At 45.9% G+C, this 24,890-nt stretch carries 27 protein-coding genes; 2 read left to right on the top strand and 25 right to left on the bottom strand.

Going from position 1 to position 24,890, the window contains the following annotated elements; genetic code table 11:
- Window positions 1-49: 49 nt before the first annotated feature.
- The 14 genes from CSUNSWCD_RS00990 to CSUNSWCD_RS00920 form a co-directional block, all read right to left on the bottom strand.
- Entirely contained in the window at window positions 50-397 is a 348-nt protein-coding gene (locus tag CSUNSWCD_RS00990; RefSeq protein WP_009492751.1) for a VanZ family protein, read from the bottom strand.
- 70 nt (window positions 398-467) lie between these two features.
- Entirely contained in the window at window positions 468-2,054 is a 1,587-nt protein-coding gene (argS, locus tag CSUNSWCD_RS00985) for an arginine--tRNA ligase (protein ID WP_009492750.1), read from the bottom strand.
- Between the two features lie 9 nt (window positions 2,055-2,063).
- Window positions 2,064-2,288: a twin-arginine translocase TatA/TatE family subunit gene (locus CSUNSWCD_RS00980; protein WP_009492749.1), complete on the bottom strand. Its 225-nt coding sequence runs from the start codon at window positions 2,286-2,288 to the stop codon at window positions 2,064-2,066.
- A 40-nt stretch (window positions 2,289-2,328) separates the two neighbouring features.
- Complete coding sequence (gmk, locus tag CSUNSWCD_RS00975) at window positions 2,329-2,937, bottom strand: guanylate kinase (protein WP_009492748.1); 609 nt, start codon at window positions 2,935-2,937, stop codon at window positions 2,329-2,331.
- Entirely contained in the window at window positions 2,938-4,551 is a 1,614-nt protein-coding gene (locus CSUNSWCD_RS00970) for a hypothetical protein (protein WP_009492747.1), read from the bottom strand.
- A gap of 64 nt (window positions 4,552-4,615) precedes the next feature.
- On the bottom strand, window positions 4,616-5,377 hold the full coding sequence (fliR, locus tag CSUNSWCD_RS00965) for a flagellar biosynthetic protein FliR (protein ID WP_002952713.1): 762 nt from the start codon (window positions 5,375-5,377) through the stop codon (window positions 4,616-4,618).
- Window positions 5,378-5,801: 424 nt separating this feature from the next.
- The gene (locus CSUNSWCD_RS00955) at window positions 5,802-6,458 is read right to left on the bottom strand and encodes an ABC transporter ATP-binding protein (protein ID WP_009492745.1); all 657 of its coding nucleotides are present in this window, start codon (window positions 6,456-6,458) and stop codon (window positions 5,802-5,804) included.
- Between the two features lie 4 nt (window positions 6,459-6,462).
- Entirely contained in the window at window positions 6,463-7,527 is a 1,065-nt protein-coding gene (tsf, locus tag CSUNSWCD_RS00950) for a translation elongation factor Ts (protein WP_009492744.1), read from the bottom strand.
- Window positions 7,527-8,327, bottom strand: a complete 801-nt coding sequence (gene rpsB, locus CSUNSWCD_RS00945) for a 30S ribosomal protein S2 (RefSeq protein WP_002952721.1) — start codon at window positions 8,325-8,327, stop codon at window positions 7,527-7,529. The genes tsf and rpsB overlap by 1 nt, the downstream gene beginning before the upstream one ends.
- A gap of 284 nt (window positions 8,328-8,611) precedes the next feature.
- Window positions 8,612-9,751, bottom strand: a complete 1,140-nt coding sequence (gene iadA / locus CSUNSWCD_RS00940; protein ID WP_009492743.1) for a beta-aspartyl-peptidase — start codon at window positions 9,749-9,751, stop codon at window positions 8,612-8,614.
- A gap of 189 nt (window positions 9,752-9,940) precedes the next feature.
- The gene (locus tag CSUNSWCD_RS00935; protein ID WP_009492740.1) at window positions 9,941-10,156 is read right to left on the bottom strand and encodes an acetyltransferase; all 216 of its coding nucleotides are present in this window, start codon (window positions 10,154-10,156) and stop codon (window positions 9,941-9,943) included.
- A gap of 134 nt (window positions 10,157-10,290) precedes the next feature.
- Window positions 10,291-10,860, bottom strand: a complete 570-nt coding sequence (locus tag CSUNSWCD_RS00930; RefSeq protein WP_009492738.1) for a tetratricopeptide repeat protein — start codon at window positions 10,858-10,860, stop codon at window positions 10,291-10,293.
- Between the two features lie 122 nt (window positions 10,861-10,982).
- On the bottom strand, window positions 10,983-11,705 hold the full coding sequence (locus tag CSUNSWCD_RS00925; RefSeq protein WP_009492736.1) for a purine nucleoside phosphorylase YfiH/LACC1 family protein: 723 nt from the start codon (window positions 11,703-11,705) through the stop codon (window positions 10,983-10,985).
- Window positions 11,706-11,730: 25 nt separating this feature from the next.
- Window positions 11,731-12,363 carry a riboflavin synthase gene (locus tag CSUNSWCD_RS00920; protein ID WP_009492734.1) on the bottom strand — a complete coding sequence of 211 codons (633 nt, stop codon included), beginning with the start codon at window positions 12,361-12,363 and terminating at the stop codon, window positions 11,731-11,733.
- Window positions 12,364-12,572: 209 nt separating this feature from the next.
- On the opposite strand from CSUNSWCD_RS00920, the gene CSUNSWCD_RS00915 reads away from it, so the two are divergent.
- The gene (locus CSUNSWCD_RS00915; RefSeq protein ID WP_009492732.1) at window positions 12,573-13,211 is read left to right on the top strand and encodes a Crp/Fnr family transcriptional regulator; all 639 of its coding nucleotides are present in this window, start codon (window positions 12,573-12,575) and stop codon (window positions 13,209-13,211) included.
- 226 nt (window positions 13,212-13,437) lie between these two features.
- On the opposite strand, the gene CSUNSWCD_RS00910 is transcribed toward CSUNSWCD_RS00915, so the two are convergent.
- The 11 genes from CSUNSWCD_RS00910 to CSUNSWCD_RS00860 all read right to left on the bottom strand — a co-directional run bounded on the left by CSUNSWCD_RS00910 (window position 13,438) and on the right by CSUNSWCD_RS00860 (window position 24,083).
- Window positions 13,438-14,295 (bottom strand): formate/nitrite transporter family protein, encoded by an 858-nt coding sequence (locus tag CSUNSWCD_RS00910; RefSeq protein WP_009492730.1) that lies wholly within the window; start codon window positions 14,293-14,295, stop codon window positions 13,438-13,440.
- A 9-nt stretch (window positions 14,296-14,304) separates the two neighbouring features.
- A complete protein-coding gene (locus tag CSUNSWCD_RS00905; protein WP_009492728.1) occupies window positions 14,305-14,748 on the bottom strand; it encodes a hydrogenase 3 maturation endopeptidase HyCI in 444 nt (147 codons plus the stop codon).
- A 111-nt stretch (window positions 14,749-14,859) separates the two neighbouring features.
- Window positions 14,860-15,204: a formate hydrogenlyase maturation HycH family protein gene (locus CSUNSWCD_RS00900; RefSeq protein ID WP_009492724.1), complete on the bottom strand. Its 345-nt coding sequence runs from the start codon at window positions 15,202-15,204 to the stop codon at window positions 14,860-14,862.
- Entirely contained in the window at window positions 15,201-16,028 is an 828-nt protein-coding gene (locus CSUNSWCD_RS00895) for an NADH-quinone oxidoreductase subunit B family protein (protein WP_009492722.1), read from the bottom strand. The genes CSUNSWCD_RS00900 and CSUNSWCD_RS00895 overlap by 4 nt, the downstream gene beginning before the upstream one ends.
- The gene (locus CSUNSWCD_RS00890) at window positions 16,025-16,564 is read right to left on the bottom strand and encodes a formate hydrogenlyase complex iron-sulfur subunit (RefSeq protein ID WP_009492720.1); all 540 of its coding nucleotides are present in this window, start codon (window positions 16,562-16,564) and stop codon (window positions 16,025-16,027) included. The genes CSUNSWCD_RS00895 and CSUNSWCD_RS00890 overlap by 4 nt, the downstream gene beginning before the upstream one ends.
- Window positions 16,561-18,297 carry a hydrogenase large subunit gene (locus CSUNSWCD_RS00885; RefSeq protein ID WP_009492718.1) on the bottom strand — a complete coding sequence of 579 codons (1,737 nt, stop codon included), beginning with the start codon at window positions 18,295-18,297 and terminating at the stop codon, window positions 16,561-16,563. Before CSUNSWCD_RS00885 ends, CSUNSWCD_RS00890 begins: the two co-directional genes overlap by 4 nt.
- Window positions 18,298-18,299: 2 nt before the next feature.
- Window positions 18,300-19,775, bottom strand: a complete 1,476-nt coding sequence (locus tag CSUNSWCD_RS00880; protein ID WP_009492716.1) for a hydrogenase 4 subunit F — start codon at window positions 19,773-19,775, stop codon at window positions 18,300-18,302.
- Between the two features lie 2 nt (window positions 19,776-19,777).
- Window positions 19,778-20,422, bottom strand: a complete 645-nt coding sequence (hyfE, locus tag CSUNSWCD_RS00875) for a hydrogenase 4 membrane subunit (RefSeq protein ID WP_034964097.1) — start codon at window positions 20,420-20,422, stop codon at window positions 19,778-19,780.
- A 13-nt stretch (window positions 20,423-20,435) separates the two neighbouring features.
- Window positions 20,436-21,365 (bottom strand): respiratory chain complex I subunit 1 family protein, encoded by a 930-nt coding sequence (locus CSUNSWCD_RS00870; protein WP_009492712.1) that lies wholly within the window; start codon window positions 21,363-21,365, stop codon window positions 20,436-20,438.
- 10 nt (window positions 21,366-21,375) lie between these two features.
- Window positions 21,376-23,343 carry a proton-conducting transporter transmembrane domain-containing protein gene (locus CSUNSWCD_RS00865; protein ID WP_009492710.1) on the bottom strand — a complete coding sequence of 656 codons (1,968 nt, stop codon included), beginning with the start codon at window positions 23,341-23,343 and terminating at the stop codon, window positions 21,376-21,378.
- The gene (locus CSUNSWCD_RS00860; RefSeq protein WP_009492708.1) at window positions 23,337-24,083 is read right to left on the bottom strand and encodes a 4Fe-4S dicluster domain-containing protein; all 747 of its coding nucleotides are present in this window, start codon (window positions 24,081-24,083) and stop codon (window positions 23,337-23,339) included. The genes CSUNSWCD_RS00865 and CSUNSWCD_RS00860 overlap by 7 nt, the downstream gene beginning before the upstream one ends.
- A 352-nt stretch (window positions 24,084-24,435) precedes the next feature.
- On the opposite strand from CSUNSWCD_RS00860, the gene CSUNSWCD_RS00855 reads away from it, so the two are divergent.
- On the top strand, window positions 24,436-24,855 hold the full coding sequence (locus tag CSUNSWCD_RS00855; RefSeq protein ID WP_244263899.1) for a hypothetical protein: 420 nt from the start codon (window positions 24,436-24,438) through the stop codon (window positions 24,853-24,855).
- The last annotated feature ends 35 nt before the right edge of the window (window positions 24,856-24,890 follow it).

Below are 24,890 nucleotides of genomic sequence, written 5' to 3'. Positions count from 1 at the left end.
AGTGTAATGCAAAAATAAGCTAGCACTAGTCGAATTTGGAGTATTAAATTTAAAATCTAGCCTTAAATCCGTTCAAAATTCTCGCCACTAAGATCCCAAAAACTATACCGATACCGTCTGCGACGATATCTAGCAAGCTAAAATAGCGATTTGGTACAAACGACTGCATGATCTCTATCTGGATACCATAAGCTAGCAAAATAGCGACCTTTGCGCCCAAATTTAACCTAGAAAAGCCAAGATACAAAGTAACGTAAAGCGCGGCGAATGCAATGAAGTGATTTGCTTTATCCCAGCTGTTTTCGATGAGTTTTATCTGTGCGGGCGTGAGAGCCAGATACTCGATCGCTATCAAAAATATAAAGAAAAATGCGGCGGAAAATTTGGAAAGATTCATGGATTTTAAGGGGTTGTTTTAAAACAAGAAGCGCCGTTTTAAGCGCTTCTAAATTTATTAAATTTAACTCTTACATCTTATCTTTTGCAGCGATACCCATTAGCCCTAGAGCCGTTTTTATCGAGAGTGCGACGACGGCGAAAAGCTTCAAAAGCTCGTCTTCGTTTTCGCTGCCTACGACGCGATTTTCGTTGTAAAACTTATGAAAATTCGCAGCCAGGCTCTTTAGGTAGTCGCAAATTTTATTCATCGAGCGCGTGTTAAAACTATCGACCAGGATATCGTTTAGCGTGAGCGCCTCAAATAGCAAATTCTTGCCGTCTTCGTTCAAATTTGCAAATTTCACGCCCGCGACATCAGCGACGTTTTTACCTGCTTTTGCGAAAATTTGATTGATCCTGGCGTGCGCGTAGTTGATATAAAATATCGGGTTTGAGCTATCCTCGCGCTTTAGCTCGTCTACGTCAAACTCTAGGTGCGTGTCGCAGCGCTTGCTAAGGAATATAAATCTAAGCGCCTCGTAGCCGATCTCCTCGACCACGTCGCTCATCAGCACGACGTTGCCCGCGCGCTTGCTCATCTTGTAGGCTTCGCCGTCTTTTAGCAGTCTCACCATCTGTGAAAGTATGATCTCAAGGCGATTTTCATCGTATCCAAGCAGATGTAGCGCCGCCTTCATGCGTGCGATGTAGCCGTGATGATCGGCACCCCAGATGTCGATGCAGCGATCAAACCCGCGCCTAAATTTATCGTCGTGATACACCACGTCGCCAGCTAGGTAGGTGCCGCGACCGTCCTCGCGCACGATGACGCGATCTTTTTCGTCGCCCACTTCGCTTGATTTTAGCCAGACTTTACCCTCGCTCTCATAGATGCCGTTCTCGCTTTTTAAGCGGTCCAGTGTGAGAGGGAGCTTGTCGTAGTAGCTCTTTTCGCTAGCCCAGTTCTCGATAAAAATTTGCGCGTCGGCTAAATTTTGCTTGATCAAAACCAGCACTCTATCCTTGCCAAACTCGGCGAGTTCGAGATTTCGGCTCTCGTCGTAAAATATCTCTTTGCCAAATTTCTCTAGCGCCTCTTTTGCGATAGGTTCGATGTAGTCGCCGCGGTAAAATTTCTCCGGATACGCCACGCTCTCGCCGAACAGATTTTCGCGCGCCCAAAGCGAAATAGATGTGCCTAGAAGCTCGATTTGATTGCCTGCGTCGTTAATGTAGTATTCAGTCGAGATATTTTCGCCGATATGAAGCCCGACGCGAGCTAACGTATCGCCGAAAACCGCGCCCCTAACGTGCCCGATATGAAGCGGACCGGTCGGATTTGCGCTGACGTACTCGAGCAAAATTTTCTCGCCGCTAGTTCCGCCGCCTTTTGCGAACTCGCTCGGATTTGCAAGGCTAGCGGAGGCAAATTTATCTAAAAATGCGGGCTTTAGTTTAAAATTTATATAGCCGTTTAGCGCCGTTGCCTCGAAAATTTCGCTATTTTCAAATTTAGACGCCAGCTCGGCAGCGATAGCTACTGGGGATTTTTTGAGCTGTTTTGCCAGGCTAAAAGTAGGCATCGCGTAGTGCGCCAAGCCCTTATCTTTTGGCTTTTCCAGCGCAAAATCAAAGTCCACGGCGCCTTTTATTTCGTTTATTACGCTTTTTTTCAACGCCTTTCCTTACGCGTTTTTAGCCGCATCTTCAGTCTTTGCGGCGGTTGCGGTTTCTTCTTTTTTCTCTTCTACTTTTTCTACGTTCTCGGTTTTTTTATCGTCTTCCATTTCTGATTTGAAGCTCTTTATGCCCTTACCTAGGCCTTTTGCGAGCTCGGGGATCTTTTTCGCTCCAAAAAGCAAGACCACGATAAGTAAAATAATAAGCAATTGTTGGACGCTTGGACCCATTTTTTCTCCTTTTGATTTTCGTTATATTAGCATAATTTTATCAATTATTCCATTTGTTAATAATCTCTTTTGCGTCTAAATTTGACGTTTTTAGGCGCATCGAGCGCAAAATCCCACGCAAATTTTCATAGCAGCTTTGCAGATCATCATTTATCAAAAAATAATCATACTCTAAGATATGCTCCATCTCGCCGACCGCGTTTATCAGCCGTTTTTCGATAGTTTCTGCACTGTCGGTGCCGCGATTTTGCAACCTTGATTTTAGTTCGTTTTTGCTAGCAGTCGTGATAAAAACGGAGGTGATATTTTTGGCAAATTTTGATTTTGCGATATTAAAGCCCTGCACATCGATGTCAAAAATCGCTATCTTGCCTTCTTCAAGTGCCTTTAAAACGGGCTTTAGCGAAGTACCGTAGTAGTTGCCGTGTACGCACGCCCACTCTAAAAACTCGTCCGCATCTATGCCTTTTTTAAACTCGTCTTCGCTTATAAAATAATAATTCACGCCTTCGGTCTCGCCCTGCCTCGGCGCTCTCGTTGTGCTTGATATCGAAAAATAAAGATCGTTTTCCTCTTTTAAAAGACGGCTTAAAAGTGTGCTTTTACCGCTACCGCTAGGACCGGAGATAATTAAAATTTGCCCCTTCAACTACTTTTCCTCAAAGCTTATATTGATTTTTATATTGAGATTTTTTAGAGCCTCTCGCAGTTCGCCGTCTTGCAACGAATTTTCTAGATTTTTAGCCACGGCGTCTGAAATTTGAACCTTTAGTTCGTCCATCTTTGACGTTGCTTGATCTTTTTGCGAACTCAAATTTACCATCTCATCATCCAATAACCCGCTCTCGTTAAGCACTAACGCCATATCTTTTTCGCTTATTTGATCGATGTCGCCGTACTCGCTCGGATCAAGCTCCTGAGCTATTTCAAGATCGTTTTGCATGGCTTCTGGTTCGCTGATTTCTTGCTCTTCTTGCTCGGAGCTTATTTCCGTCTCGCCTTGCTCGTCTGCGGCGAAAATATCCTCCGCAAGCTCATCATCCAAAGCATGTTGCGTCAAATTTTCTTCGCCGCTAAACTCTATTTGCTCCGTCTCGCCCGCCAAATCCATATCTTCTAGTGAAGATTCATCGCCTAAAACACTGTTTGCTACATACACAGCTTGTTCGCTAGGTTCATCAAACTTCATATTTTCGCTAGCGAAAATATCCTCTTGCTCATCGAGCTTATCGACCGCAAATTTATCATCAGCTACTGTTTCTTTCAAATCTTCTACAACTTCAAGGTCTTTCTCGCCCTCTACGGTTGCAAACTCCGTTATGTTAAATGTAGAATCTTCCCTCGTTTCAAATTTGATATCCAAATCCTCGTCGTCTGCATTCAAATTTTCCGACAGATCGTCCATCTTGTCGATTTCATCGATTTGACTCTTGATATCTTCAATCCTATCATCAAAATCAAGCTCTAATTTACCCCCATCAAATCCTTTTAACTCCTCTCCGCCATGCGCTGCATCAAACTCGGTTGCGTCAAATATAGGATCATCCGGTATTTGAAATTCGACATCTACACGCTTATCGTCGGCATCTAAATCCGAAGAAATCTCATCAAAATTATTATCTTTTACGGCAACATCAAATTCGTCTAGTTCTCCGAATTTCATTATTTCATCATCAATCAAACCATCCAAATTTAGCTCATCGTCTTCAAGTTTGTCGCTTAGCTCGTCCATATCGTCGATAGCTTTTACAATCTCGCTTAGCTCATCAAATGCGCTATCTTTACCATGAACCTCTTGAGCAACATTAACTAATTGATTATCCAACCCAAATCCGCCAATGTCGGCATCGATTATTTCTTTCTCAATGATTTCTTTGGTCGGATCGTTCACAAACTTAAACCCATCGGACGATGCCTCGCCGGTTTCATCGCTTGTCGTAACAGGCTGCTCGGTGCTCTTTGTCTTGCTCGCTAGATCCTCCACGATAGTGATAAATTCCGTCGGTAAAAACGGCTTTGGCAGTATCCTGTCGGCATATTCAAAGGTCGGAGAATTTTTAGAGGAAAGGTATAAAATTTTATTTGCGAATTCTTTTAGGTTCGTCTCTTTTACGTCGATATCGCTGTCTAAAATAAGCACGTCAAAAACGCCGCTAAGCTCGCCTACATCGCCGATCTCAACATATTCGTAACCCATTTTGCTAAGAGCCAGCGTCGCCAAACGCGATACCGCGGGATTGGCATTTGCAAGAACGATTTTCACGAATTCTCCTTTTTATACCTAAAAAACGTATTTTAAAACATTTTCCATTACTTCAAGCTTAGTTTTAGAAAAATAGCGACGGAAGGTCGTTGATAACGCGAAGCACAAGCTGCCTAAAAAGCTCCATCATGCCCGCTAATATCGCGATCAGCACGGCAAAGCCGATCGTGATCTTGATCGGGTAGCCAACGACCAGCAAGTTAAACTGCGGCATTGTCTTCATCAGCATACCAAAAATCAAATCAGAAAGTAGCGAAAGCGCCAAAATCGGGAAGGAAATAATAAAGCCAAAAGTGAACAAATTTATCATAGATTTAGAGGCATACTGTACGATATCTGGGCTCGGGTAAAAGCCGCCTAACGGAACGTGCGTGAGCGAATTTGAGATAAAAAGTAGGATCAAATGATGCCCGTCAAAGGCCAAAAAGGTCATGAGTGCGAGGAAATTTATGATATTTGAGATCACGGGCGAGCTAAGGCCAGTCTGTGGATCAAGCACCGAAGCCATCGAAAAACCCATGATCATCGATATCTGCTCGCCCGCTAGCTGCAAACTGGCAAAAACGATATGAAGCAGCAACCCTGCGCAAACCCCCAGCGCCGCCTCGCTCACGATCTCTACGGCTAGATAGTAAATCTCGCCGCTTTTGATGCTGGCAAGCGGAAACAAAAATAGCGTGAGTAGAAACGAAAATGCGGTCTTGACGCTCATGGGGATTTGTTCATGCCCGTAAAACGGGAAAAATAGCATCAGCCCGCCGATACGCGCAAATAGCAGCATAAAGGTGATGACGCGCTCGGGCGCAAAAAACTCGACTAGCTCCACTTGAATCTTTCGTTTTAAATTTAAATGCCGTTATTTTAGGCTTAAATCCTTGAAAATTCGGTAAATTTGAAAGACAGATGAAAATGTGCGGAAATTTGGGTGTGGTCAAGGGGCGCAAAACACCGCTTTGTCTGCCAAATTTTATTCGTGCCGTTGTTGCTTTTTAAATTTAAGAGGTTTAAATTTGGCGGTCGCTTTTAGCTTTTGTTTTGGGTTAAATTTTAGCTTGTCGTGCGGTAAATTTAAAAAATCGCTACGCTTTATAAAATACGGCTACGAGACTAAATTTGATTATAAATTTTGTTCGTTCAGAAGTGGTCACTTTAGGCGGTTTGCGATAAATTTAAACTCAAAAAATAGCTCGTAAATTTGACGCTTAAAATTTAAGCAGTAAATTTGAAAACTCGCCGCCTAATAAAAATATTTAAATATCTTCAGGAGAAATTAAAGAGAATTTTTTATCTTCGAGGCGATAAACCTCGTCACATCTTTGCGCGAGCTCGTTGTCGTGAGTGACCAAAACCAGCGCCGCATCGTTTGCTTTGATGTAGTTAAACAGCGTTTGCATCACTTCATTTGCGGTTTGTTTGTCCAGATTTCCCGTCGGTTCGTCGGCAAATATCACGCGCGGCTTTTTGCAAAGCACTCTAGCGATTGAGACGCGCTGCTGCTGTCCGCCGCTTAGCTCGCCTACTTTTTGATTCATTACACCGTCTATTTTTAAATTTGCCAAAATTTCATCATCGATTTTCTGAGCGGATAAAACGGAGGCTAGCTCGATGTTTTCGTGCGCGCTAAAGCCTTTAAAAAGATAGTGCGCCTGGAAAATAATACCAAAATCAAATCTACGAATGCGTAAAAGCTCGTTTGCCGATAGGTCGTAAAGCGATTTACCCCCGTAGATAACTTCGCCGTTTTTTGGTCGCAAAAGAGTGGAAAGTATGTGGAGTATAGTTGATTTGCCGCAGCCGCTAACGCCAGTTATGGCGCAGCTGCCGCCGGCATTTACGCTTAAATTTACATCCTCAAAGAGCGTATAATCATACGCAAAGCCTAGATTTACGCCCTTTAAGATTTCCATTAATTTAGCCTATTTGTGCCGCAACCTCGGCCGCAAAGTCTTCGTTTTTCTTCTCTAGGCCTTCGCCAAGCTCAAAACGAACGTATTTTACTACTTCGATCTTGCCACCTAGCTCTTTGCCTTTTTCTTCAACGACTTGCTCGATAGTTTTTTTATCGTCCATTACGTAAAACTGTCCAAGCAGCGTAAGGCGCTGATCTAAAACGGTGTTGTCGGCATAAAATCTATCGATCTTGCCAGGGATGATCTTATCCCAAATTTTCTCAGGTTTGCCTTCAGCCTTTAGCTCTTCTTCGATAGCTTTAGTAGCTTTAGCAAGCTCTGCATCGCCTATTTGGCAGCGGCTAGCATACTCAGGGATGTGGTGAAGCGGCTTGCCTAGGCGTTTTAGCTCTTCATTGTCTTTTTCAAGCTCGGCGCGAAGTGCGATAAATTCCTTCTCGACAAAATCTTTATCAAGGTCTTTATAGCTGATTACGCTTGGTTTCATAGCGGCTGCATGCATGCACAAATTTCTTGCAAATTCAGCCGCTTTGTTTGCGATTTCTGCACTTTCGCAAGCTAGGCCGATCAGTACGCCTACGCGGCCGTTTGAGTGCACATAGCCGTTTACTACGCCTTTGTCGTCTGCTTTTATAGTCTCAAAGCGGCGAACGACCAAATTTTCGCCGATAGTAGCGATCTGGCTTTTGAAATAATCCTCAAATTTAACGCCGTTGATGATGCTTGCGTTTAAGCTCTCGACGTCTTTTATCAAATTTGTTTGGATGTGCGCCGTAGTGTCTTTGGTCAAATTTTGAAACTGCGCGTTTTTAGCGACGAAGTCAGTCTCAGAGTTTATCTCGCTGATAGTTGCTGTTTTGCAGTGATCGCAAACAACAACGCTCACAAGACCCTCGCTAGCTAGGCGGTCGGCTTTTTTAGCGGCTTGACCTAGGCCTTTTTCGCGCAATATATCGACGGCTTTTTCCATGTCGCCGTTAGCCTCGGCTAGCGCCTTTTTGCAGTCCATCATTCCAGCTCCAGTTGATTCGCGGAGCTCTTTTACCATTTGTGCGCTGATTTCCATTACTCTTCGTCCTCGCTGAAGTCCTCAGAGAAGTCTTCGCTCGCAGCCTCGTTTACGACTGCGTCTTTTTCGGCTTGGCTTACAGCCTCTTTGCCTTCTTCTTGCTCGCCGCCGTCTTTTTCAAGCTGAGAGCGTCCCTCGATGATAGCCTCAGCCATTTCTTGGCAGAAAAGCTGAACAGAGCGGATCGCGTCGTCGTTGCCAGGAATCGGGAAGTCGATAACGTCAGGATCACAGTTTGTATCGATCGGAGCTACGACAGGGATTTTTAGGCGGTTAGCCTCTTGAACGGCGATTTTTTCTTTTACGGTGTCGATGACGAAAATCATATCAGGCACGGTTTTTAGGTTTCTGATACCGCCTAGAGACGCTAGAAGCTTCTCTTTTTTGCGGCGAAGCATTAGCGCTTCTTTTTTAGTTAGTAAATTTATAGAACCGTCTTCTTCCATAGCCTCGATTACTTCGAGTTTGCGGATAGATTGGCGGATAGTGCCGAAGTTTGTCATCATGCCACCTAGCCAGCGGTGATTTACGTACGGCATGCCGCATTTTTCAGCATACTCTTTTAGAGTTGCTCCGGCTTGCTTTTTAGTGCCTACGAAAAGTATAGTTTTACCCTCTGCTGCTGCGTCGCGAACGACATTATAAGTGTAGCGGAAGTAGCGGATAGTTTTTTGTAGATCTATGATATAGATACCTTTTCTCTCGCCGAAAATGAATTTTTTCATCTTCGGATTCCATCTGCGTGTTTGGTGTCCGAAATGAACGCCGCACTCTAGCAAATCTCTCATTGTTACCATGAGTTTTCTCCTTGTGGGTTGCCCCGAAATTTAGGTTTCTCCTCCACACCCATTAACATTTGTTTTAGACAAACGCAACCAAATTTTAGGACTGGTGTGTGTGAATTGAAGCTTGGATTATATTTAAAAATAACTGAATTAAAGCTAAATTTAATATAATCCAAACCTCGGCGCGGTTAAATTTTGCGCCGTAAAGGCTAGATGCTCGCAAGCGGCGCGAGCAAGATTATACGTCAAATTTAAACTCGCCAAATTTTAAGGAAGCGGCGAATTTGTTTCAAATTTCACTCAAAAAATCCCTTTTTCACGAGCTTGCCCTCTTTCACGCAAAACTCCCCTTTCGCGATCACGCTATCTAAATTTAGAGCTTCGTCAAATACCGCAAAATCAGCGTCAAAGCCAGCTTTTATCTCGCCCTTGCCGTTTAAATTTAGATATTTTGCGACGTTTTTGCCCATCATGCTTAGCGCTTGCGGGATAGTTAGGATTTTATTTTTGACACAGGCCTGCAAGACCTCTAAATTCGTCTCGCACGAAGCGCAGCCGTAGCCGACCAATGCGCCGTTATCGTCAAATCTAGGCACGCTGCCGTTGCCGTCCGAGCTCATCGTTAGGCGCTCTAAATTTAGCCCGTTAGCAAGCCCGTACGCGATAGCTTCGTGAAGCGGCATAAACTGGCTTCCGCCGCTCGTGATGTCGATATAGCCGCCCATTTTTTGAAATTTGATCGCTTCATCAAAAAGCTCCTTTGTCCGCGCGCAATGCGTCGGCGAAAAGTAATTAACCGGGAACGAATAATCCTTGATCACGCTAAAAATCAGGTCAAATTTATCCGCGAGCCCGCCCATATGCATGTGCAGCACGCCGCCTTTTTTCGAGATCATTCCGCCGATGCGGATCTGCGTTAGGGTTTTGATGAGCTCCTGAGAGGTCGGGTAGCTGCCGCGGTTATCGCTCATCGCGATCTTACAGCCGATAACCTTGTCGATGAGCACCAGATCGCGCGTGACGGAGCCCGTAAATGTGACGCTAGGTAGCGCGTAAGAGCCAGTATGGATGAATGTCGAGATACCCTCGTATTCAAGCGCTTTGGCCTTTGAGTAGAGATTTTCCAGGCTCCTCGTGCACCCGTCGGTGCCTAGCGTGCCCACTACCGTCGTCGTGCCGTAGCGGATGATCCCAGATAGCGTTATTTCAGGCGTTCGCGAATGATAACCAGCCTCACCGCCGCCGCCTGTGATGTGCACGTGCTGATCGATGAGCCCAGGCGCTAAAATTTTGCCTTCTAGATCGTAAACCTCAAGACCCTCAACTCGAAAATCAAGCCCCTTGGAAACGGCTAAAATTTTACCTCCGCCTACTAAAACGTCGCTCCTGCCGACGTGCTCTGGCGCGTATAGGTCGGCATTTTTAAGTAACAGCATATTTTCTCCTTTGCTTTGGATTTTCATTTTAAAATTTACGTTTTAGCTTATTTTGATTGCGATGTCACGCCGTCATTTTACATCAAATTTGATAAAAACCAGATATTTCAGTTTTTATTGGAGAAGCGGTGGTTTGAGTGATGCTTGGTTTTATTTTTGTAGATTTAGCAGGGAGTCAAATTTAGCAAACTATCCGCTTAGCTGCACGCCCTCTTCTATGTTCATTAGCCCCGTAAATACGCGCTCTACGGCCTCTTTTTGTTCGCCCGAGATTTCGATCTTTTTCTCATTTAAAAGCAAATTTACGAGATCTTCGTTTTGCAATGTCTGGACGTCAAATTTTCTCGCATTTGCGACGATTTTTGCCGCGAGAGGATTTTTTGATTTAAAATTTTCATATGGCATTTTTCTCGATTTTTAGTGGATTTTTAGGGTTATTATAAAAAATTTGCAGTAAATTTTAGCTCAAATTTAAACTCGGCGCGCACCCCGCAAAACAAGAACGCGCTACCGAGTTAAATTTTAGCAGCTAGCTTGGCTTAACGCTTTAAAATTTTAGCGTTTTCGCAGCCGACCTCTAGCACCATCTTGCACGCTTTTTCGTAAAATTTAACCGCGGCTTTGACGTCCGCGTTTACGCCCATGCCGCGCTCGCTCATAAAGCCCGCCTCGTTGCAGCCCTTAGCTAGTCCAAGCTCGCATGAGTTTTTATAGAGTTCGTATGCTCTAGCTTCATCTTTTGCTATGCCAGCACCCGTCTGGCACGCGTACGCTAGCGCGTAGCAGCCCAGCTTATCGCCCATCTTGCATGCTCGCTCGTAAAATTTAGCCGCCGTCCCAGGCTGCTTTGCCGCGACTTTTCCGCTAGCGATCATCGCGCCCAGATCATAGCATGCCCGCGCGTGACCGCCCTCGCACGCTAGATTAAAGAGCCTTGCCGCCTCGCTAAAATCCGAAACTCGGTACATCGCTAGCGCGTCTTCAAACTGCTTATTTGTCAAATTTGTAGGCGTGCTCGCAGGGGCGGTTGCCATCTCGTTTGAGGATCTCGTTTGTGCCGCCAAAAGCGCACTCGCCGCAACAATCAAACAAAGTAAAATTTTTCTCATACTGACTCCTTTTTATGAGGTTTCGATTTAAATTTTAGCCCTTTTTAATAAACATAAATGAAATTTTAACTAAACTCGCCTGGCCGCACGTTCGTCTACGCCCAAATTTAGGCCATATACGGCTATTTTGACGAGATTTTATTCATCGCAAAGCCACAAAATCGCCCTGTAACCCCATCCCTGCGGTAGGAAAATAGCCCCTGCGTCTCAAACGTGCAGCGCGGATCAAACTCCACTCGCTCAACGCCAAGCGCGGTAAATTCGTCCCGCAAGGCTGACTCCATGTCAAATTTGCCGCCATTTTTATAGCGGTTAAACGCGCCCAGATCAAGCTCGCCCACCTCGTAGTTTCGCGCCTTGATATTTGCGCCGACAAACACGCGTAGCTCGGCCGCCTCGCAGCCAAACTCGCTCGCCATCAAATTTACCGCGTTCGTGCAAATTTTACCCGTTACGCCCGCCCTGCCCGCATGCACGGCGGCAACCACGCCGCGCCGCTCATCCGCGATCAAAACAGGCGAGCAGTCGGCAACCAAAACGCAAAGCACTACGCCTCTAAGCGCGGTTATCACGCCGTCGCAAGGCTGTAGCTCATCATCAAGATTTCGCAAAATTTCCACGCGGTTTGAGTGAATTTGGTTCATAAATTTTAGATTGTCGGGCGCGACGCCGATTTGCTCGGCTAAAATTTCTCGATTTTTAGCGACGTTTGCGGGCTGGTCTCCGACGTGACCCGCTAAATTTAACCCCTCGTACTCACCATCGCTTACTCCGCCAAAACGCGTCGTAAAGCCCGCAATAACGCGCTCGCTTTCAAAAACTACGTCTAAAATTTCCCGCTTCATTTTCGTCAAATTTAACCCGCCAAACCTAATAAAGGCTCGCGATATGCTGCGACTCGTCCCAGCTGATCTCGTTTTTGCCGCCGTTTTGGGCACCGTGGCTAAACTCTAGCTGCCTAGCCACGTAGCGCGCGAGCAGATCGCTTTCTACATTTACGCGGCGCCCCGGCTCAAACTCGCCAAATAAACTCTCGCGAAACGTGATCGGGATGATCGTTAGGCGCACGCCTGTGGGCAAAACTTCGTTGATCGTGAGGCTCACGCCCTCGACCGCGATGCTACCTTTGTTTGCCATCATCGGCATGACGCTAGAGGGCAAATTTATATAAAAATCAACCCCGTTTTCGCGCCGCTCTATGCGCGCTATCTCGCCGATAGCGTCTACGTGGCCTTGTAGCAGGTGTCCGTCTACGCGGTCTGCTAGCCGCATCGCAGGCTCGATATGCACGCGTCCGCGCAAGTTTTCCGTCACGATGTGCGCCCTAGTCTCGGCGCTAAGCTCCACGCTAAAGCCGTCTGCGTGCAGCTGCGTCACGCTCAAGCACGCGCCGTTTACCGCGACGCTATCGCCTAAATTTGGGCGGTACGAGGCTTTTAGTCGCAGGGTATTTTGCGAATAGCTCGCAACCTGCGCGATCTCTCTAATCAGTCCGTTAAACATTTTTAGTCCTTAAATTTTGAGCTATTTTATAAAATTTAGGCTCAGAACGGGCTAAATTTAGCAGTCAAATTTTAGCGCTCGCTTTTTAGCGCGGCGTAAATATGCAAAACCCGCAGAGCAATCGCCCAAAGCTTGATCAAAATTTAATCCACTTTAAAAATATTTAAGATAAAATAATCGCCGAATAATAATCATAAGAAACGATAAACTTGAAAAAATCACGACTAGGCCTACTCGAGACCGATATTTTAGACGTTTTGGATCAAAACGAGCTTGCTAAATTTAACCGCGAGCTTCTGGCTAAAGGCGCCACAATCTACGCAGAATCAATCAAAGTAGTGATATTTAAAAGCGGCTCGGGCAAGCTCTCGTTCTTTGAGGACGGCGAGGAGTTTATCGTCTATCACCTACAAAAAGACAACATCTCGATCGTGGACGACGTGTGCGTGCTAGAGATCCTAGAGGACAGCGAGGTCTACTCGATCGACGCGGGCGATATGGGCGAGCTGCTAAAAAATGAGCGATTTGCCAAAGCATACGCCGACACGCTCGTAAATATCTCCTTGCTGCAGCGTCAAATCATAAAATCGATACTTTTTGAAAGCGCAAAGGGGCGCATCGCAAACTTCCTCGTCGAGCTCGCCGCCGAGCAAAATTTGATGCAAAACGGCTATCACTACGTCTTTTTACCGTTTTCACTAAAGGTGCTTTCAAGCTTCGTCGGACTCAAGCGCCAAAGTGCAAGCACGGCGTTTAACGAGCTCATAAAAGACGACATCATCAGACGCATAACGCCGCATGAATTTTTGATAGTGGATTATGAAAAGCTACAAAGCTATACGAACTAAAATTTAAATTCACGCACCAAGAACCTTACGACAAAAACGCCAAATTTGAGTTTTTAAATTTAATGCAGTTAAATTTGTAAATTTAGCAAGCTATGTAATAAATATTCAAGACAGAATAGGCGTAGTTTAACTTTAAAATTTTAACCCGTGAGGGAGCGGACTCGTCCGTCCGTAACCAAAACGGGTTTAAAATTTTAAAGCTTGAAATCCGTTCATTTATGGGGAATTACTTCTTTTTCATATCAAATTTATTCGCCATAAACCCAACTAATCCCACAAAGAAAAGCCCGCCGCAGATATTGCCTAGCGTAACCGGAACTAGGTTTTTAACGATGAAATTTCCCCAGTTTAGCACATCTAGCTTATCAGCCGTAGTGTGGAGCAACGCTGCTGCCGCATTGACGTCGCCGCCGCTTGCTGCGATGTAGTGAGCTTTTGAGATGATGGCTTCGGTGATGATGAACATATTTGCCACGCAGTGCTCCATAGAGCATGCGACAAACGCGCCGATCATCCACATGATCGCAAAGAATTTACCAGATAGGTTGCTCTCGCTGGTCGCAGTCCAGATAGACATACAAACAAACACGTTACAAAAGATACCGCGGATAAACAGCTCGTGAAACGGAGCAGTGATCTTGCCGATACCTGCCGGTACGAAGTGCTGCAAGATGTAGCCGTCGTATTTTAGCGGTAAGCCAGAGTAGTAGTACATATAGGCAATTAGCGCGCCGCCGACGAAGTTAAATATCCAAACGATCGCCCAGTAGCTAAAGGTTTTGCCTAAATTTAGCTTGCCTTCATACGCGCTAACGCCGCTTAAAACCGAGCTAGTAAATAGATGTCCGCCGTAGAAAACAACCATCATAAGTCCGCAGCTAAAGGTGATGCCGCCGATGAAATTTGCAAGACCGATAGATTGCTTTTCAGCCATACCCACGGTCGAGTGCGCCCAGAAAATATCGCCCATCGCGATCGCCGCACCAGCCATGATGGCTAGAAAAATAATGCTTACTAACGGAGTATGCGCCTTGTGCTCCATCGAATTTGACACCGCTTGCGCGGTTTCTGCAGGATTTAACATGTCCTTCTCCTATTTTAAATTTTTATCTATCTCCACGATACGCTCATAGGCCTTTTGCGCGCTCTTTTTTGCGTTTTCGCTTAAGCCCTCTTTAAAATCAAGCACGTTTTCAAGTAGCACGCTAATGCCTAAAAATAGCGTTTTTGGGCAAATTTTACGCAGGTAGCTCAAAAGCACTGGCGTGGGTAGATTGTGCGTCGAGTAGATATAGTCGCGCTCGTTGCTCAGATCGAAAAACTCGATCGCGCCGTCTTTAAACCCGCTCATAGCATCTACCACGACGATGATATCAGGCCCAAATTCTCTAAGCGCGCCAAACTCGTTTTCAGGCACATCCTGTCCGTAAAATACCCGCCAATCTTTCAAATTTGCCTCGACGATTCGCCCGGTTTCGTTGCCTACGTCGTCGTCGCCGCGCATGGGATTACCGATGCAAAGCAAAGCCTTTTTCATCTCTTTTCCTTTCTTTTTTGAGCGCCTTTAAATGAGCTTGAAAATTTTAGCCTGCGATGGACTACATGTCCTATCTCGGCTAAAATTTTCTGCGCAACATTTAAATTCATCTCAAAAATCCTTCCTAAGCACCAGATATCCCTCGCGTAAATTTTCAAGCTCAGTCTTTAGCTCGCATTCGCAAAGCTCTGGGATGAGCCTGGCCGCATGCTCTCTAAATATCTCCACCTCGAAATACTTACTTAAATTTCCCAGCTTAAATTTGACGTATTCGCCGCCGTTTGCGACGATACGCTCATACTCCTCGTCGCTGATATCAAGTAGCTTCTGGCTAAAATCGATCGTACCCACGCCGTGACCGACGCAGGTAGAAAAGAGCTTGATATCCTTTAGCTCTTTGGGCATTTTTTCGTTTTCGTCCATGTGGCGGCGAGTGAGCTTATAGACTCTTATCATCTTTTATCCCAGATTTCTTTTTTGACGTCGATCGCATTTTCACCCTGTTTTGCGTTTGCGTATTTTAGATAGACGTCGTTGTATAAAAGCCCCATGCACTCGGCATATCTAGGATCTTCTTCTTTATACATGGCTTCTAGTATCGCTTTTTTAGTCGCCGCTACGTCATGGATATCTGGCGATGTTTTGGCTGCGTCCATATACTTAGTAAACAGCGTTCTGCCAAATATATAGCTCATCAGCCTCTTTGACTCGGCTTCCAAATCTCGCTCAAAAAGTATGTCGCCCATGATAGACTCTTTAACAGCCGGAACCTTGCAGTCGTCCTGCTCGAAGCTTCTTTTTTGCAGCTTTTGATCTATGATACCAAGAGCCATGCCAAGGCCGTAGATGACGCTAGCCGGATGCGGAGGACAGCCCGGGATATAGACGTCTACAGGGATGATCTTATCTATACCGCCCCAAACGCTATATGCGTCGTAGAATATACCGCCCGTACTTCCGCATGCGCCAAATGCAACCACAATCTTTGGATCAGGAGCTGCTTCGTAAGCGCGAAGTAACGGATAGTACATCTGGCGCGTAACCGGGCCGCTGCAAACCAGGATGTCTGCGTGGCGAGGGTTGGCTACGAGCTTAAAGCCGAAGCGCTCCGGATCCCACATCGGCGTGATAGCAGCGAAAATTTCTATCTCGCAGCCGTTGCAGCTGCCGCAGTCGATGCGGTAAACGCTAAAGCTTCGTTTGATATTTTTTAGATGCTCTAGCTTTGCGGTTAGGTCGTTTGCCGTTTTTATATTTTCGGGAACTTGATAAAGGCTCATTTTATCCCCTCCTCTACGTCTTTAGTTAAGCGCTCGACGGATTGCGCTTTTTTGCACTCAGGACAAATATAAAGGTAGTTCTTAGCTTCCTCTAGCCTGCCCGGGAGTAAATTTGCCGTACTAAGCTTTGAAAAAGTATAGTTAATGAGGCGAACCGGCGTATACGGTTTGCCGCAGCATTTGCACTTTTGCATCTCTAGCTCGCCGCGTTGGATCAGCGCGCTCTTGTCAAATTTAACCGCAAGCTCAAAACCCTGGCTTAAGCGCACGCCGCCGGTTGGACAAACCTCGTCGCAGCGTCCGCAAAATATGCAGCGTCCGCAATCAAACTGCCACACGAGTTTATCTTGTTTTTCGTTCATTTTTAGCTCTATGGCGTTACTAGGGCACGCTACGCCGCATGCCGCGCAACCTACGCAAAGCTCGTAGGTATAAAACGGCTGCCCGCGGAAATTGTCGGGCACTTTGTAGGGCTCAAACGGATAGGCGTAGGTCGCCTTTCCGTATTTTTCGGTTATGTCAAATAACTTCATCATCTTAAATCCTTTTTGCTAATCTTGCCGGTTTGGCAAAATCTCTTAAGGTCTTTTTCGGTTAAAATTTTACTCTTTTTAGTATTTACGTCCACGACTGTAACGCGCTCGGTGCACGAATAGCACGGGTCAAGCGAACAAACGATCAATGCGGCGTCAGAGATATTATTTCCGCGGAACTGGTAGCGGAGGCTCGGCCAGTTGTTATACGTAGCCGCGCGGCATCTCCATCGGAAAACCTTTTGCGCGCTGCCCTGCATGATCCAGTGGACGTTTTCTCCGCGAGGAGCCTCGTCGTGTCCGAGCGCGAAATTTTCAGGCTTAATCATAGTCACGGGATCTATCATGATCGGCGTTTGAGGCATTAGCTCAAAGCACTGCCTGATGATATGAATAGACTGTTTTAGCTCCTTGTATCTCACGACTTCGCGACTAAATACGTCTCCGCCGTGCTCTACCGCGACTTCAAATTCGATATATTTAAAGAAGTCGTAAGGGTGGTCGTAGCGGTTATCGCGCTTAAAGCCAGAGCCGCGCATGTTTGGACCGACCGGGCTAAAGTCGCGAGCGACTTGCTTATCAAGTACGCCTACGCCTTTCCAGCGTCCTAGTTGGCGTTTATCCTCCATCACGGCATCCCAAATTTCCGTAATTTGAACGTCGAGTTTGTTTATGATGGCAAGGCCTTGCCTGATTTCATTGTCGGTCATATCGCGGCGAAGTCCGCCCATGATGACGTTACCGTATGTCTTGCGACCGCCGGTTACGAGTTGGGCTAGCTCCATAGAGTACTCGCGCACCCTAAAGATATGCATGAAGGCGTTATAGTTACCCGTTACCTCGCAAGCTAGACCGATATTTAAAAGGTGGCTGTGAAGGCGCTCGATCTCAAGGCAAATCACGCGGATAGCTTGCGCTCTTAACGGAATTTCTAGCTTTATAGCCCTTTCCGCCGCTTCGATACAAGCAATCGCGTGAGCGTAACCGCAAATTCCGCAGACGCGCTCTGCAAGGTAACCCATCTGATCGTAGTTCATACGGTTTTCGGCTAGCTTTTCCATACCGCGGTGTTGATAAAACAAGCGGTAGTCTGCATCTATGATCTCGTCGCCGTCGCAAAACAATCTAAAGTGTCCAGGCTCGTCAGATGTAACGTGTAAAGGCCCAAGCGGTACGTCGACTACACTATCGCCGCTAGGAAACAAAAACTCGGCATCAGGCTCGTCTTGGTGAGCGACGGGATCTGGTCTATAGCGGTAGTCCATCGCGTCTTTTCTAAGCGGATGAAGGCCGTCTGGCCAATCGTCGGCTAAAACCAAGCGGCGTTTATCAGGTAGGCCCTCGGCAACTAGGCCGAACATATCAAAGGCCTCCCTCTCATACCACACGCAAGCAGGCACTAGCGGCGTAACGGACGGAAACGTCGGATCGACGCCCGGGATTAGCGTTTTAACGGTGATAAAGCACTTATCCTCTGCGGCAAAATCATCCGCCTCCGTCATCTTGCTGCCTTCCATGGATATCGCGTAGTAAAGCGCGAAACAGCCGTTTATCGCCCTCTCGTCGTTTGGTATCATCGTGCTTAAAAAGCCACCGATATCGTAGTAAAGGGTCTTAACCGCAAGCGGAAGGTCGTTTCTATCGACTAAAACCGTAATTTGGTCGTCGGCTTGGCGTGTTACTTCTAAAACCTTTACCTTTGTTTTTAAAATTTCTACAAATTTATCGCCTCTCATCTTCAAACTCCCATCATTATTTTGACGCCCTCATTGACTAGAGCGTAAAAGTTTTCTACGTGCCAAACGCCAAATATTATGATTAGCGCGCAAAGCAGGATAAGCGGTAAATTTTCTACTATGCTCATCTCTTTATTGTGAACGACCGCAGCTTTAGGCTCGCCAAAACTTGCCATGTTAAAGTGTGAGAAGTCCGCGATAAAGATGATCGCAAGAGCTATCGCAAATAGCGCAACGCTAAAATATTGACCGCTGTTTATAGCGCCGACGAATACGTTATATTCGCTGACAAATATCGCAAACGCAGGGACGCCTACTAGCGAACAAACCGCAGCGCCGAACATCATAGTGGTTATCGGTGCAATCTTTACCATACCGCCCATTTTAGTCATATCTTTGTGACCGTAAATTCTAGCGATGTTGCCCGTTGAGCAAAACGCAAGAGCTTTTGTAAAGCTGTGAGCTAGGCAGTGGAAAATCGCCGCAAATAGCCCAAAAGGTCCGCCAACACCCAATGCAAAGGCAATAACGCCCATATGCACGATAGAGTGGTAGGCAAACATTCTTTTTACGTCGTGTTGTCTAATCAGGAATATACCGCCGACGAACAACGTAATAAGGCCTGAGATTACCATCACGCTTTGAACGAACTCCATACCAGTAGCTTGAGCCGCGATAGCGTAATATCTAAATAAAGCTAGCATCGCGCACTTTAGCAAAACGCCTGAAAGTAGAGCCGAAATCGGCGCAGGGCCTTGAGCGTGAACGTCCGGAAGCCACGTATGCGTAGGAGCAAGACCTGCTTTCGTACCAAAACCGATGAGCGCAAAGACGAATATTAGCTTAGCAACGTCAGGGCTCAAATTTTTAGCGTTTGCCATTATACCGGTCCACAGCATCGCGGTTTCGCCGTCTTTTATCTCCGCAAAGGTCGCAGAGTAAAGAAGTACAGTCGCATAAAGCGCGAACGCTAGGCCGATAGAGCAAAGGACTATGTATTTATAGCCGCTCTCGGTTGATTTTTGGTCTTTTAAGATCGCGACTAGGAACACTGATGAAAGCGTAGTAGCCTCGATCGCAGCCCACATAAAGGCGACGTTGTTACAGATGACACTTAGAGTCATCGTAAATATAAATACGTGGCTAAGCGCATAGTATTTTCTAAGCGCGTCCAAATTTATATGGCCCTCTTCGAGCTCCCATTTCATATAGTGAGTCGCGTACAAATTTACCAAAAATCCAGTAACCGCGATAAGCACCAAAAACACGCAGCCAAGGCTATCTAGAAACAAAAATTTATCGTGCGCGTAAAAAGTACCGCTCGATAAAACCTTGCTTACGTTAAATAGCAATGCCAAAGACGTAACCGCGCTAACCGCAACGTGAAGCAAACTCAAAGTCGCGTAATTTTTCGGAGAGAAAAATAGCAATATCGCTCCAAGAAGCGGTAAAATTAATATCAAAGTTAAACTATCCATCTCTATCCCCTTAAATTCGTAGCCTTAGACGTGTCAAGGCTGCCGTATGCTTTATAAAATCTGATAGCTAGAACGCTCATGATGATAACGGCGAAAATCGCGTCCGTTAAGATACCAAGCTCTACAAGCTCGTTTGAGTTGTAAGCCATGAGCGCCAGGCTTAGATGTATGCCGTTTTCAAAAAGGCAGTAGGCTAAAATTTGCTTGATAAAAGAGTTTCTAAGCATAAAGCCAAAAACCCCCATCATAAACACGCAAACCGCCGCTAGTAGCATTATTTTCTCTTGAATTAGCGAAAATTGAAGGAATATCGGGTTGATACTCATCGCTAAAGCTAGAGAAAATCCCATCGCTATAACAGGGCTCACGAAAAAGCCGCCCACCGGCTCATCCTCGCTAACGACATTAAGCTTTTTAATCAACCAAAGCAAGATCGCCGGCACGAATAAAACCTTCGTAAAAAACGCCACTACCGCCCACATGGATAGCTGCGACGCGTTAAATTTAGACGCCAACATAGCAAATATACCGACTAAAAGTAATGTCTCGATCGCGTAAACGATGACGGATAGTTTTAGGCTGCGTAGCCCAAATACCGCCAAAGACGTTACTATCATGCCGATAGCTAATGCGTCTAACATAGTCATATCTGCATTCATCTCACACCCCCACGACGTAAAGCGTCAAAGCCACGAAAGATATGGCTAGAGCGGCTACCGCGTTTTTACGCAAGGACGAAGTCATCTTAAATCTCGGTCCGAAGTTGTCTATAAACACGGCTGCTACGTAAAACACTCCCGTTTTTAAAACGAAAATTATCACCGCTAAAAACGGATTGCTAAAATTCCACGGTTCGAAAATCGAAAGGAAAAGTCCTATCATCGCAAATTGTTTTAAGATAAGCGCCGCTTGAACTAAGCCAAGATCGCTACCTGCGTATTCGCCTAGTAAGCCTTCTTGCAACTCTTGCTCGGCTTCTGCGAGGTCAAAAGGCTTTCTGCCGGTTTCAACGTATATGCACCACAAAAATGCGATCGAAGCAACCGCAAAGCTTGGGATCTGATATCCGATCTGGCCGTTTTTTACCATTGATTGTATCTCGACCAAATTTGAAGTACCTGCCGCTAGCATAACGACGATTAGGCACATTATCATAACAGGCTCGACATAAACGGCTAGCATTTGTTCGCGTCCGCCGCCGGTAGCCGCAAACGGGTTACCGCTATCTAAAGATGCGGCGCCAAATACGAATCTCAAAAGCGCGCCTAGATAAAGAATCACGAAAATATCGGAGTAAGCTCCAAAAATCGTGCTCTTGCTATAAGTAATAGGAATAGCCGCTAGTATCGCCGCCGAAGTGGCAAATAGGAAAAACGGCGCCCATCTAAATACCCAGTGAGAACACTCAGGCACGGTCCTGCCGCGTCTAAATAGCTTTATGATGTCGCGATACGTCTGAAAGAAATCGCTGCCTTGTTTTGATTGTAGTTTGGCTCTTAGTTTTCTGGCCATACCGTCAAACAAGGGCGCGACTAAGACGATGACGACGACTTGAAATATCATTAAAAATATAGTCTGTAAAATTTCCATCTCACGCCCCCTATATCAAAAAGTAGCTAACCGCTAGTATCGCACAAAGATATACGAGGATATATAGCGCGTAAACGTTGGTGTAGCCGCTTTGCATTATGCCTATTTTGTCGGCTATTTTCTTGCTCCACTCGATCACAGGCTCGTAAAATAGCCCCCACCAGATATCTTTTGGATGGTTGTGGTATTCGATCGGGTTGAAATAGCCCTTGGTTACGACTTTTCTATCGCCTTTAAACAGCCAGTTCATTATGCGTCTTAGATCGCCGGTGAAAGGGCCACCCGTCATTTGCATGCGAGAGCTGTATTTAAATCCGCAAGCCCAAGGATCTGTCTCGCGAGGTTTCTCGCGGTTTGCTTTCATGAAAGCTAAAATCGCAAAAGGCAAAACCATAGTAGAACATAAGATGATAGCGATTAGCGGAGTAGAAACGATACTGCCTAAATTTGAGGTCAAATTTATACCGTGGCTAGCTACGTAACCGCCTGCGCCGCCTATGGAATTTACGGCCGTCATTATGTAGCCGACGACAACGTTCGCTCCAACGCCAAAGCCTACGCAGCCGATCATTAGTATGATCATGCCTAGCACCATAAATATCGGGCTTTCTTTCGCGTTTTCCCAAATTTTCTTATCTCTTGGAGTTCCCGCAAAGATTACTGCATAAAGCTTAAGGTGCATGCCGACTAGTACGCCTGTTAATGCAAGCGCAACGACTGAAAGAGTAAAGGCGTATCTAACGAAAATGCCCTGCTCTAGCGCGCCTTGAAGCATACCTTGATATGTAAACCACTCTGATACGAAGCCGTTAACCGGAGGAAGTGCTGCGATACCCATGATACCGATAAACATACCAACAGAAGTCCAAGGCATCTTTTTAGCTAGGCCGCCTAGCACGTCCATATCGCGAGTGTGCGTAGCGTGCAAAACAGAACCAGCACAAAGGAACAATAAGCCTTTAAATATCGCGTGGTTAACTACGTGGTAGCATCCAGCTAAAAATCCGATCGCGGCAAGCGTCATGTTTCCGGCGGCCAGACCGTATAGACCGGTACCAAGACCAAGCAAGATGATGCCGATATTTTCAACTGAGTGATAGGCAAGGAGCGCTTTGTAGTCGTGCTGACAAAGAGCGTAAAGAACGCCAAACAATGAACTAGCAGCACCCAAAATCAAAACCGCTAGACCAAAATATATGCTTAGCGGTAAGAAAAGCGTAAATTTAACTAGAGTAAATAGCGCAACCTTTATCATAACGCCACTCATTAGCGCAGATACGTTTGAAGGAGCGGCCGGGTGAGCCATCGGTAGCCATACGTGGAAAGGCCACATACCCGCTTTACTGCCAAATCCTACTAGGAATAGTATAAACACCACGACGCTAACCGCAGCAGGCATATTTAGGTGGGCAAATTTACTAAACTCAGCGCTGCCCGCATAGTGAGCCATTATTAGCAGTCCGCACGTGATACAAAACGCACCGACCTGAGCGATGCCAAGATATACCATCACCGCTTTTAGCGTGCCTTTGCCGTCGTTTACTAGGATGAGGAAAGACGAAATAAGCGTCATAAGCTCCCACAAAACGACGAAGCAAAATACGTTATTTGCGCTGATGACTAAAAGCATCGAAAGGATGAAAAGGTTAAACAAACAGGCGAAAACGCCGACGTTTGCTTTTTTGATGTATTCCTCCGCGTAGCTCATACCGTAGACGCTGCTGGCAAAGCCGATAAAGACGACCACGAAGCTAAAGAAATTTCCAAGCGGAGTTAGCTCAAATTTAGGCGCGTATAAAAAGTCTCCGCCTAGAGCGAAGCCTTGGGTCACGCCCATGTTGGCCACAAAGTAGCAAAGCGCGTAAAAACAGCTGATCGCGCTTAATCCAAAGCCGATTTTGACGGCTGATTTTTGCGCACCGTAGAGCAGGATGCTAACGGCGGCACTAACTAAGAAAAGTAGATAAACGCCTACCATCTCGCACCCCCTTGTGCGCCGCTATTTTCGTCGTTCATAGCGCGCGAATTTGACGCCGCTTGCTCTCTTGCCTGCTCGCTAGGAGTTTTGTCAAGCTCGTTGATAACGATGACGTCGCCCTCGCCGTCCACGTCCTGAGCGCCGATATCGGCTAAAACGTGAGGCTCTTTTAAATTTCCGCTTCCGTGTAAAATTTTATTTACGAAATCCTGCGCCGCCTCCTGCTCGATCCTGTTGCCAAGCTTGTGCTGGCTGCGTAGCGGATCGACCATGATTATCGCGCTGGTCGGACAAACCTCGACGCATGCAGGGCCGTTTTCGCGACCGAAACACATATCGCATTTGATAGCGGTATTTTTCGCGCCCGCCTGGCTCTCGATCTCGAGGTAGTACTTCGGCTCTACCGCGTAGTTAACGGACGGCATGAGCTCCGCGCTCGAGCTTATCGCGCCGTAAGGGCAAGCGATCGTGCAGAGTTTGCAACCTATGCAGATCTCCTCATGCAGCTCGATGCAGTTATCGTCAAACCTGAGTGCCCCGGTAGGACATACGTTCGCGCAAGGACCGTCATCGCACTGGCGACACTGCGTCGGCATGACGCCCTTTGCTTGACGGAGCACTGTTAGTCTAGCTTTTGAAAGCTTACCGCGCTCGTAAGCGCTACGAAAACAGGCCGCCATGCAAGTAGCGCAACCGATACAACGTTTGTAATCGGCGATCACAAATTTATGTTGTTTCATAAATTCTCCTTTCTACTTGTTTTACGATTCTTGATTTCTCTTAAATCTTGAGCTAATTGTATTACTTTTAAAAATTTATTTCCGTCATTTGGCTGACGAATTTTGTATTTTTTAGATTAATTTTTATGAATTATTTATTTTTAAGTTTATTTTTAAATTTGCGGTAAAATAGGCACTCTTTTAACCTTATGCGAATATAAAAATATTACGCTCAGGCTATCTAATGCACTAAAAGAGTATTTTAGTCCTATAATGCTTCAGAAAGCTTAAGCCAAAATTTAATCTCGTCGTTTCAAATTTGACGGAATACTTTTTGCTAGAACTCACCGTTAGTAATATAAAAAGGATAAAAATGCAGATCAAAAACGGCGCTTCAAACGAGATTTTAAAGACCTTGGCAAACCGCGTAGCTCAAGGTCAAAAAGGCGATAAATTTTTAGGAGGCTCTACGCTCGCGGCGGCAAATTTGACGGATTTTGCCCAGATGCTAGATAAATTTAACGAAAATGCAAATTCAAGCAGTGCGGCAGACAAAATCGGCGCGGATAAATTTCACAGCGGCGAGACTGGCTCGTTTTTACGAAATTTAGCCCACGACGAAAACGAAGCGCAAATCTACGCCAAACTAGAGCGCGAAGCCAAAGAAGCCGCGAAAATGTTTAAGAAATTTGATTTTATGCAGATGATGACGAAGCTGGAAATGGGCAGCCTAAAAGATGGCGAGCGAGCGGAAATTTTTGCTAAAATGAACAAAATCGCGAGGGAAATTTGAGCGGGGTTAAATTTTCGCCCGATCTCTCAAAAAAT

Origin of the sequence: Campylobacter showae CSUNSWCD (assembly GCF_000313615.1) — a bacterium.
Classification (GTDB): domain Bacteria; phylum Campylobacterota; class Campylobacteria; order Campylobacterales; family Campylobacteraceae; genus Campylobacter_A; species Campylobacter_A showae_A.
The sequence above is the reverse complement of the archived record's forward strand: the minus strand, read 5'-3'. Positions and strand labels throughout refer to the sequence as shown.

Bases quoted from the DNA above. Each gene is read 5' to 3' on its own strand.
- CSUNSWCD_RS00980 (WP_009492749.1), bottom strand. From the start codon at position 2,288: ATGGGTCCAAGCGTCCAACAATTGCTTATTATTTTACTTATCGTGGTC.
- CSUNSWCD_RS00885 (WP_009492718.1), bottom strand. From the start codon at position 18,297: ATGAGAGGCGATAAATTTGTAGAAATTTTAAAAACAAAGGTAAAGGTT.
- CSUNSWCD_RS00855 (WP_244263899.1), top strand. From the start codon at position 24,436: ATGCAGATCAAAAACGGCGCTTCAAACGAGATTTTAAAGACCTTGGCA.
- CSUNSWCD_RS00860 (WP_009492708.1), bottom strand. From the start codon at position 24,083: ATGAAACAACATAAATTTGTGATCGCCGATTACAAACGTTGTATCGGT.
- CSUNSWCD_RS00865 (WP_009492710.1), bottom strand. From the start codon at position 23,343: ATGGTAGGCGTTTATCTACTTTTCTTAGTTAGTGCCGCCGTTAGCATC.
- tsf (WP_009492744.1), bottom strand. From the start codon at position 7,527: ATGGAAATCAGCGCACAAATGGTAAAAGAGCTCCGCGAATCAACTGGA.
- iadA (WP_009492743.1), bottom strand. From the start codon at position 9,751: ATGCTGTTACTTAAAAATGCCGACCTATACGCGCCAGAGCACGTCGGC.
- CSUNSWCD_RS00900 (WP_009492724.1), bottom strand. From the start codon at position 15,204: ATGATAAGAGTCTATAAGCTCACTCGCCGCCACATGGACGAAAACGAA.
- CSUNSWCD_RS00920 (WP_009492734.1), bottom strand. From the start codon at position 12,363: ATGTTTAACGGACTGATTAGAGAGATCGCGCAGGTTGCGAGCTATTCG.
- CSUNSWCD_RS00955 (WP_009492745.1), bottom strand. From the start codon at position 6,458: ATGGAAATCTTAAAGGGCGTAAATCTAGGCTTTGCGTATGATTATACG.
- CSUNSWCD_RS00930 (WP_009492738.1), bottom strand. From the start codon at position 10,860: ATGAGAAAAATTTTACTTTGTTTGATTGTTGCGGCGAGTGCGCTTTTG.
- CSUNSWCD_RS00870 (WP_009492712.1), bottom strand. From the start codon at position 21,365: ATGGAAATTTTACAGACTATATTTTTAATGATATTTCAAGTCGTCGTC.
- hyfE (WP_034964097.1), bottom strand. From the start codon at position 20,422: ATGACTATGTTAGACGCATTAGCTATCGGCATGATAGTAACGTCTTTG.
- CSUNSWCD_RS00990 (WP_009492751.1), bottom strand. From the start codon at position 397: ATGAATCTTTCCAAATTTTCCGCCGCATTTTTCTTTATATTTTTGATA.
- rpsB (WP_002952721.1), bottom strand. From the start codon at position 8,327: ATGGTAACAATGAGAGATTTGCTAGAGTGCGGCGTTCATTTCGGACAC.
- CSUNSWCD_RS00880 (WP_009492716.1), bottom strand. From the start codon at position 19,775: ATGGATAGTTTAACTTTGATATTAATTTTACCGCTTCTTGGAGCGATA.
- CSUNSWCD_RS00935 (WP_009492740.1), bottom strand. From the start codon at position 10,156: ATGCCATATGAAAATTTTAAATCAAAAAATCCTCTCGCGGCAAAAATC.
- CSUNSWCD_RS00905 (WP_009492728.1), bottom strand. From the start codon at position 14,748: ATGAAAAAGGCTTTGCTTTGCATCGGTAATCCCATGCGCGGCGACGAC.
- CSUNSWCD_RS00890 (WP_009492720.1), bottom strand. From the start codon at position 16,564: ATGATGAAGTTATTTGACATAACCGAAAAATACGGAAAGGCGACCTAC.
- CSUNSWCD_RS00895 (WP_009492722.1), bottom strand. From the start codon at position 16,028: ATGAGCCTTTATCAAGTTCCCGAAAATATAAAAACGGCAAACGACCTA.
- CSUNSWCD_RS00910 (WP_009492730.1), bottom strand. From the start codon at position 14,295: ATGTTAAATCCTGCAGAAACCGCGCAAGCGGTGTCAAATTCGATGGAG.
- CSUNSWCD_RS00925 (WP_009492736.1), bottom strand. From the start codon at position 11,705: ATGAAGCGGGAAATTTTAGACGTAGTTTTTGAAAGCGAGCGCGTTATT.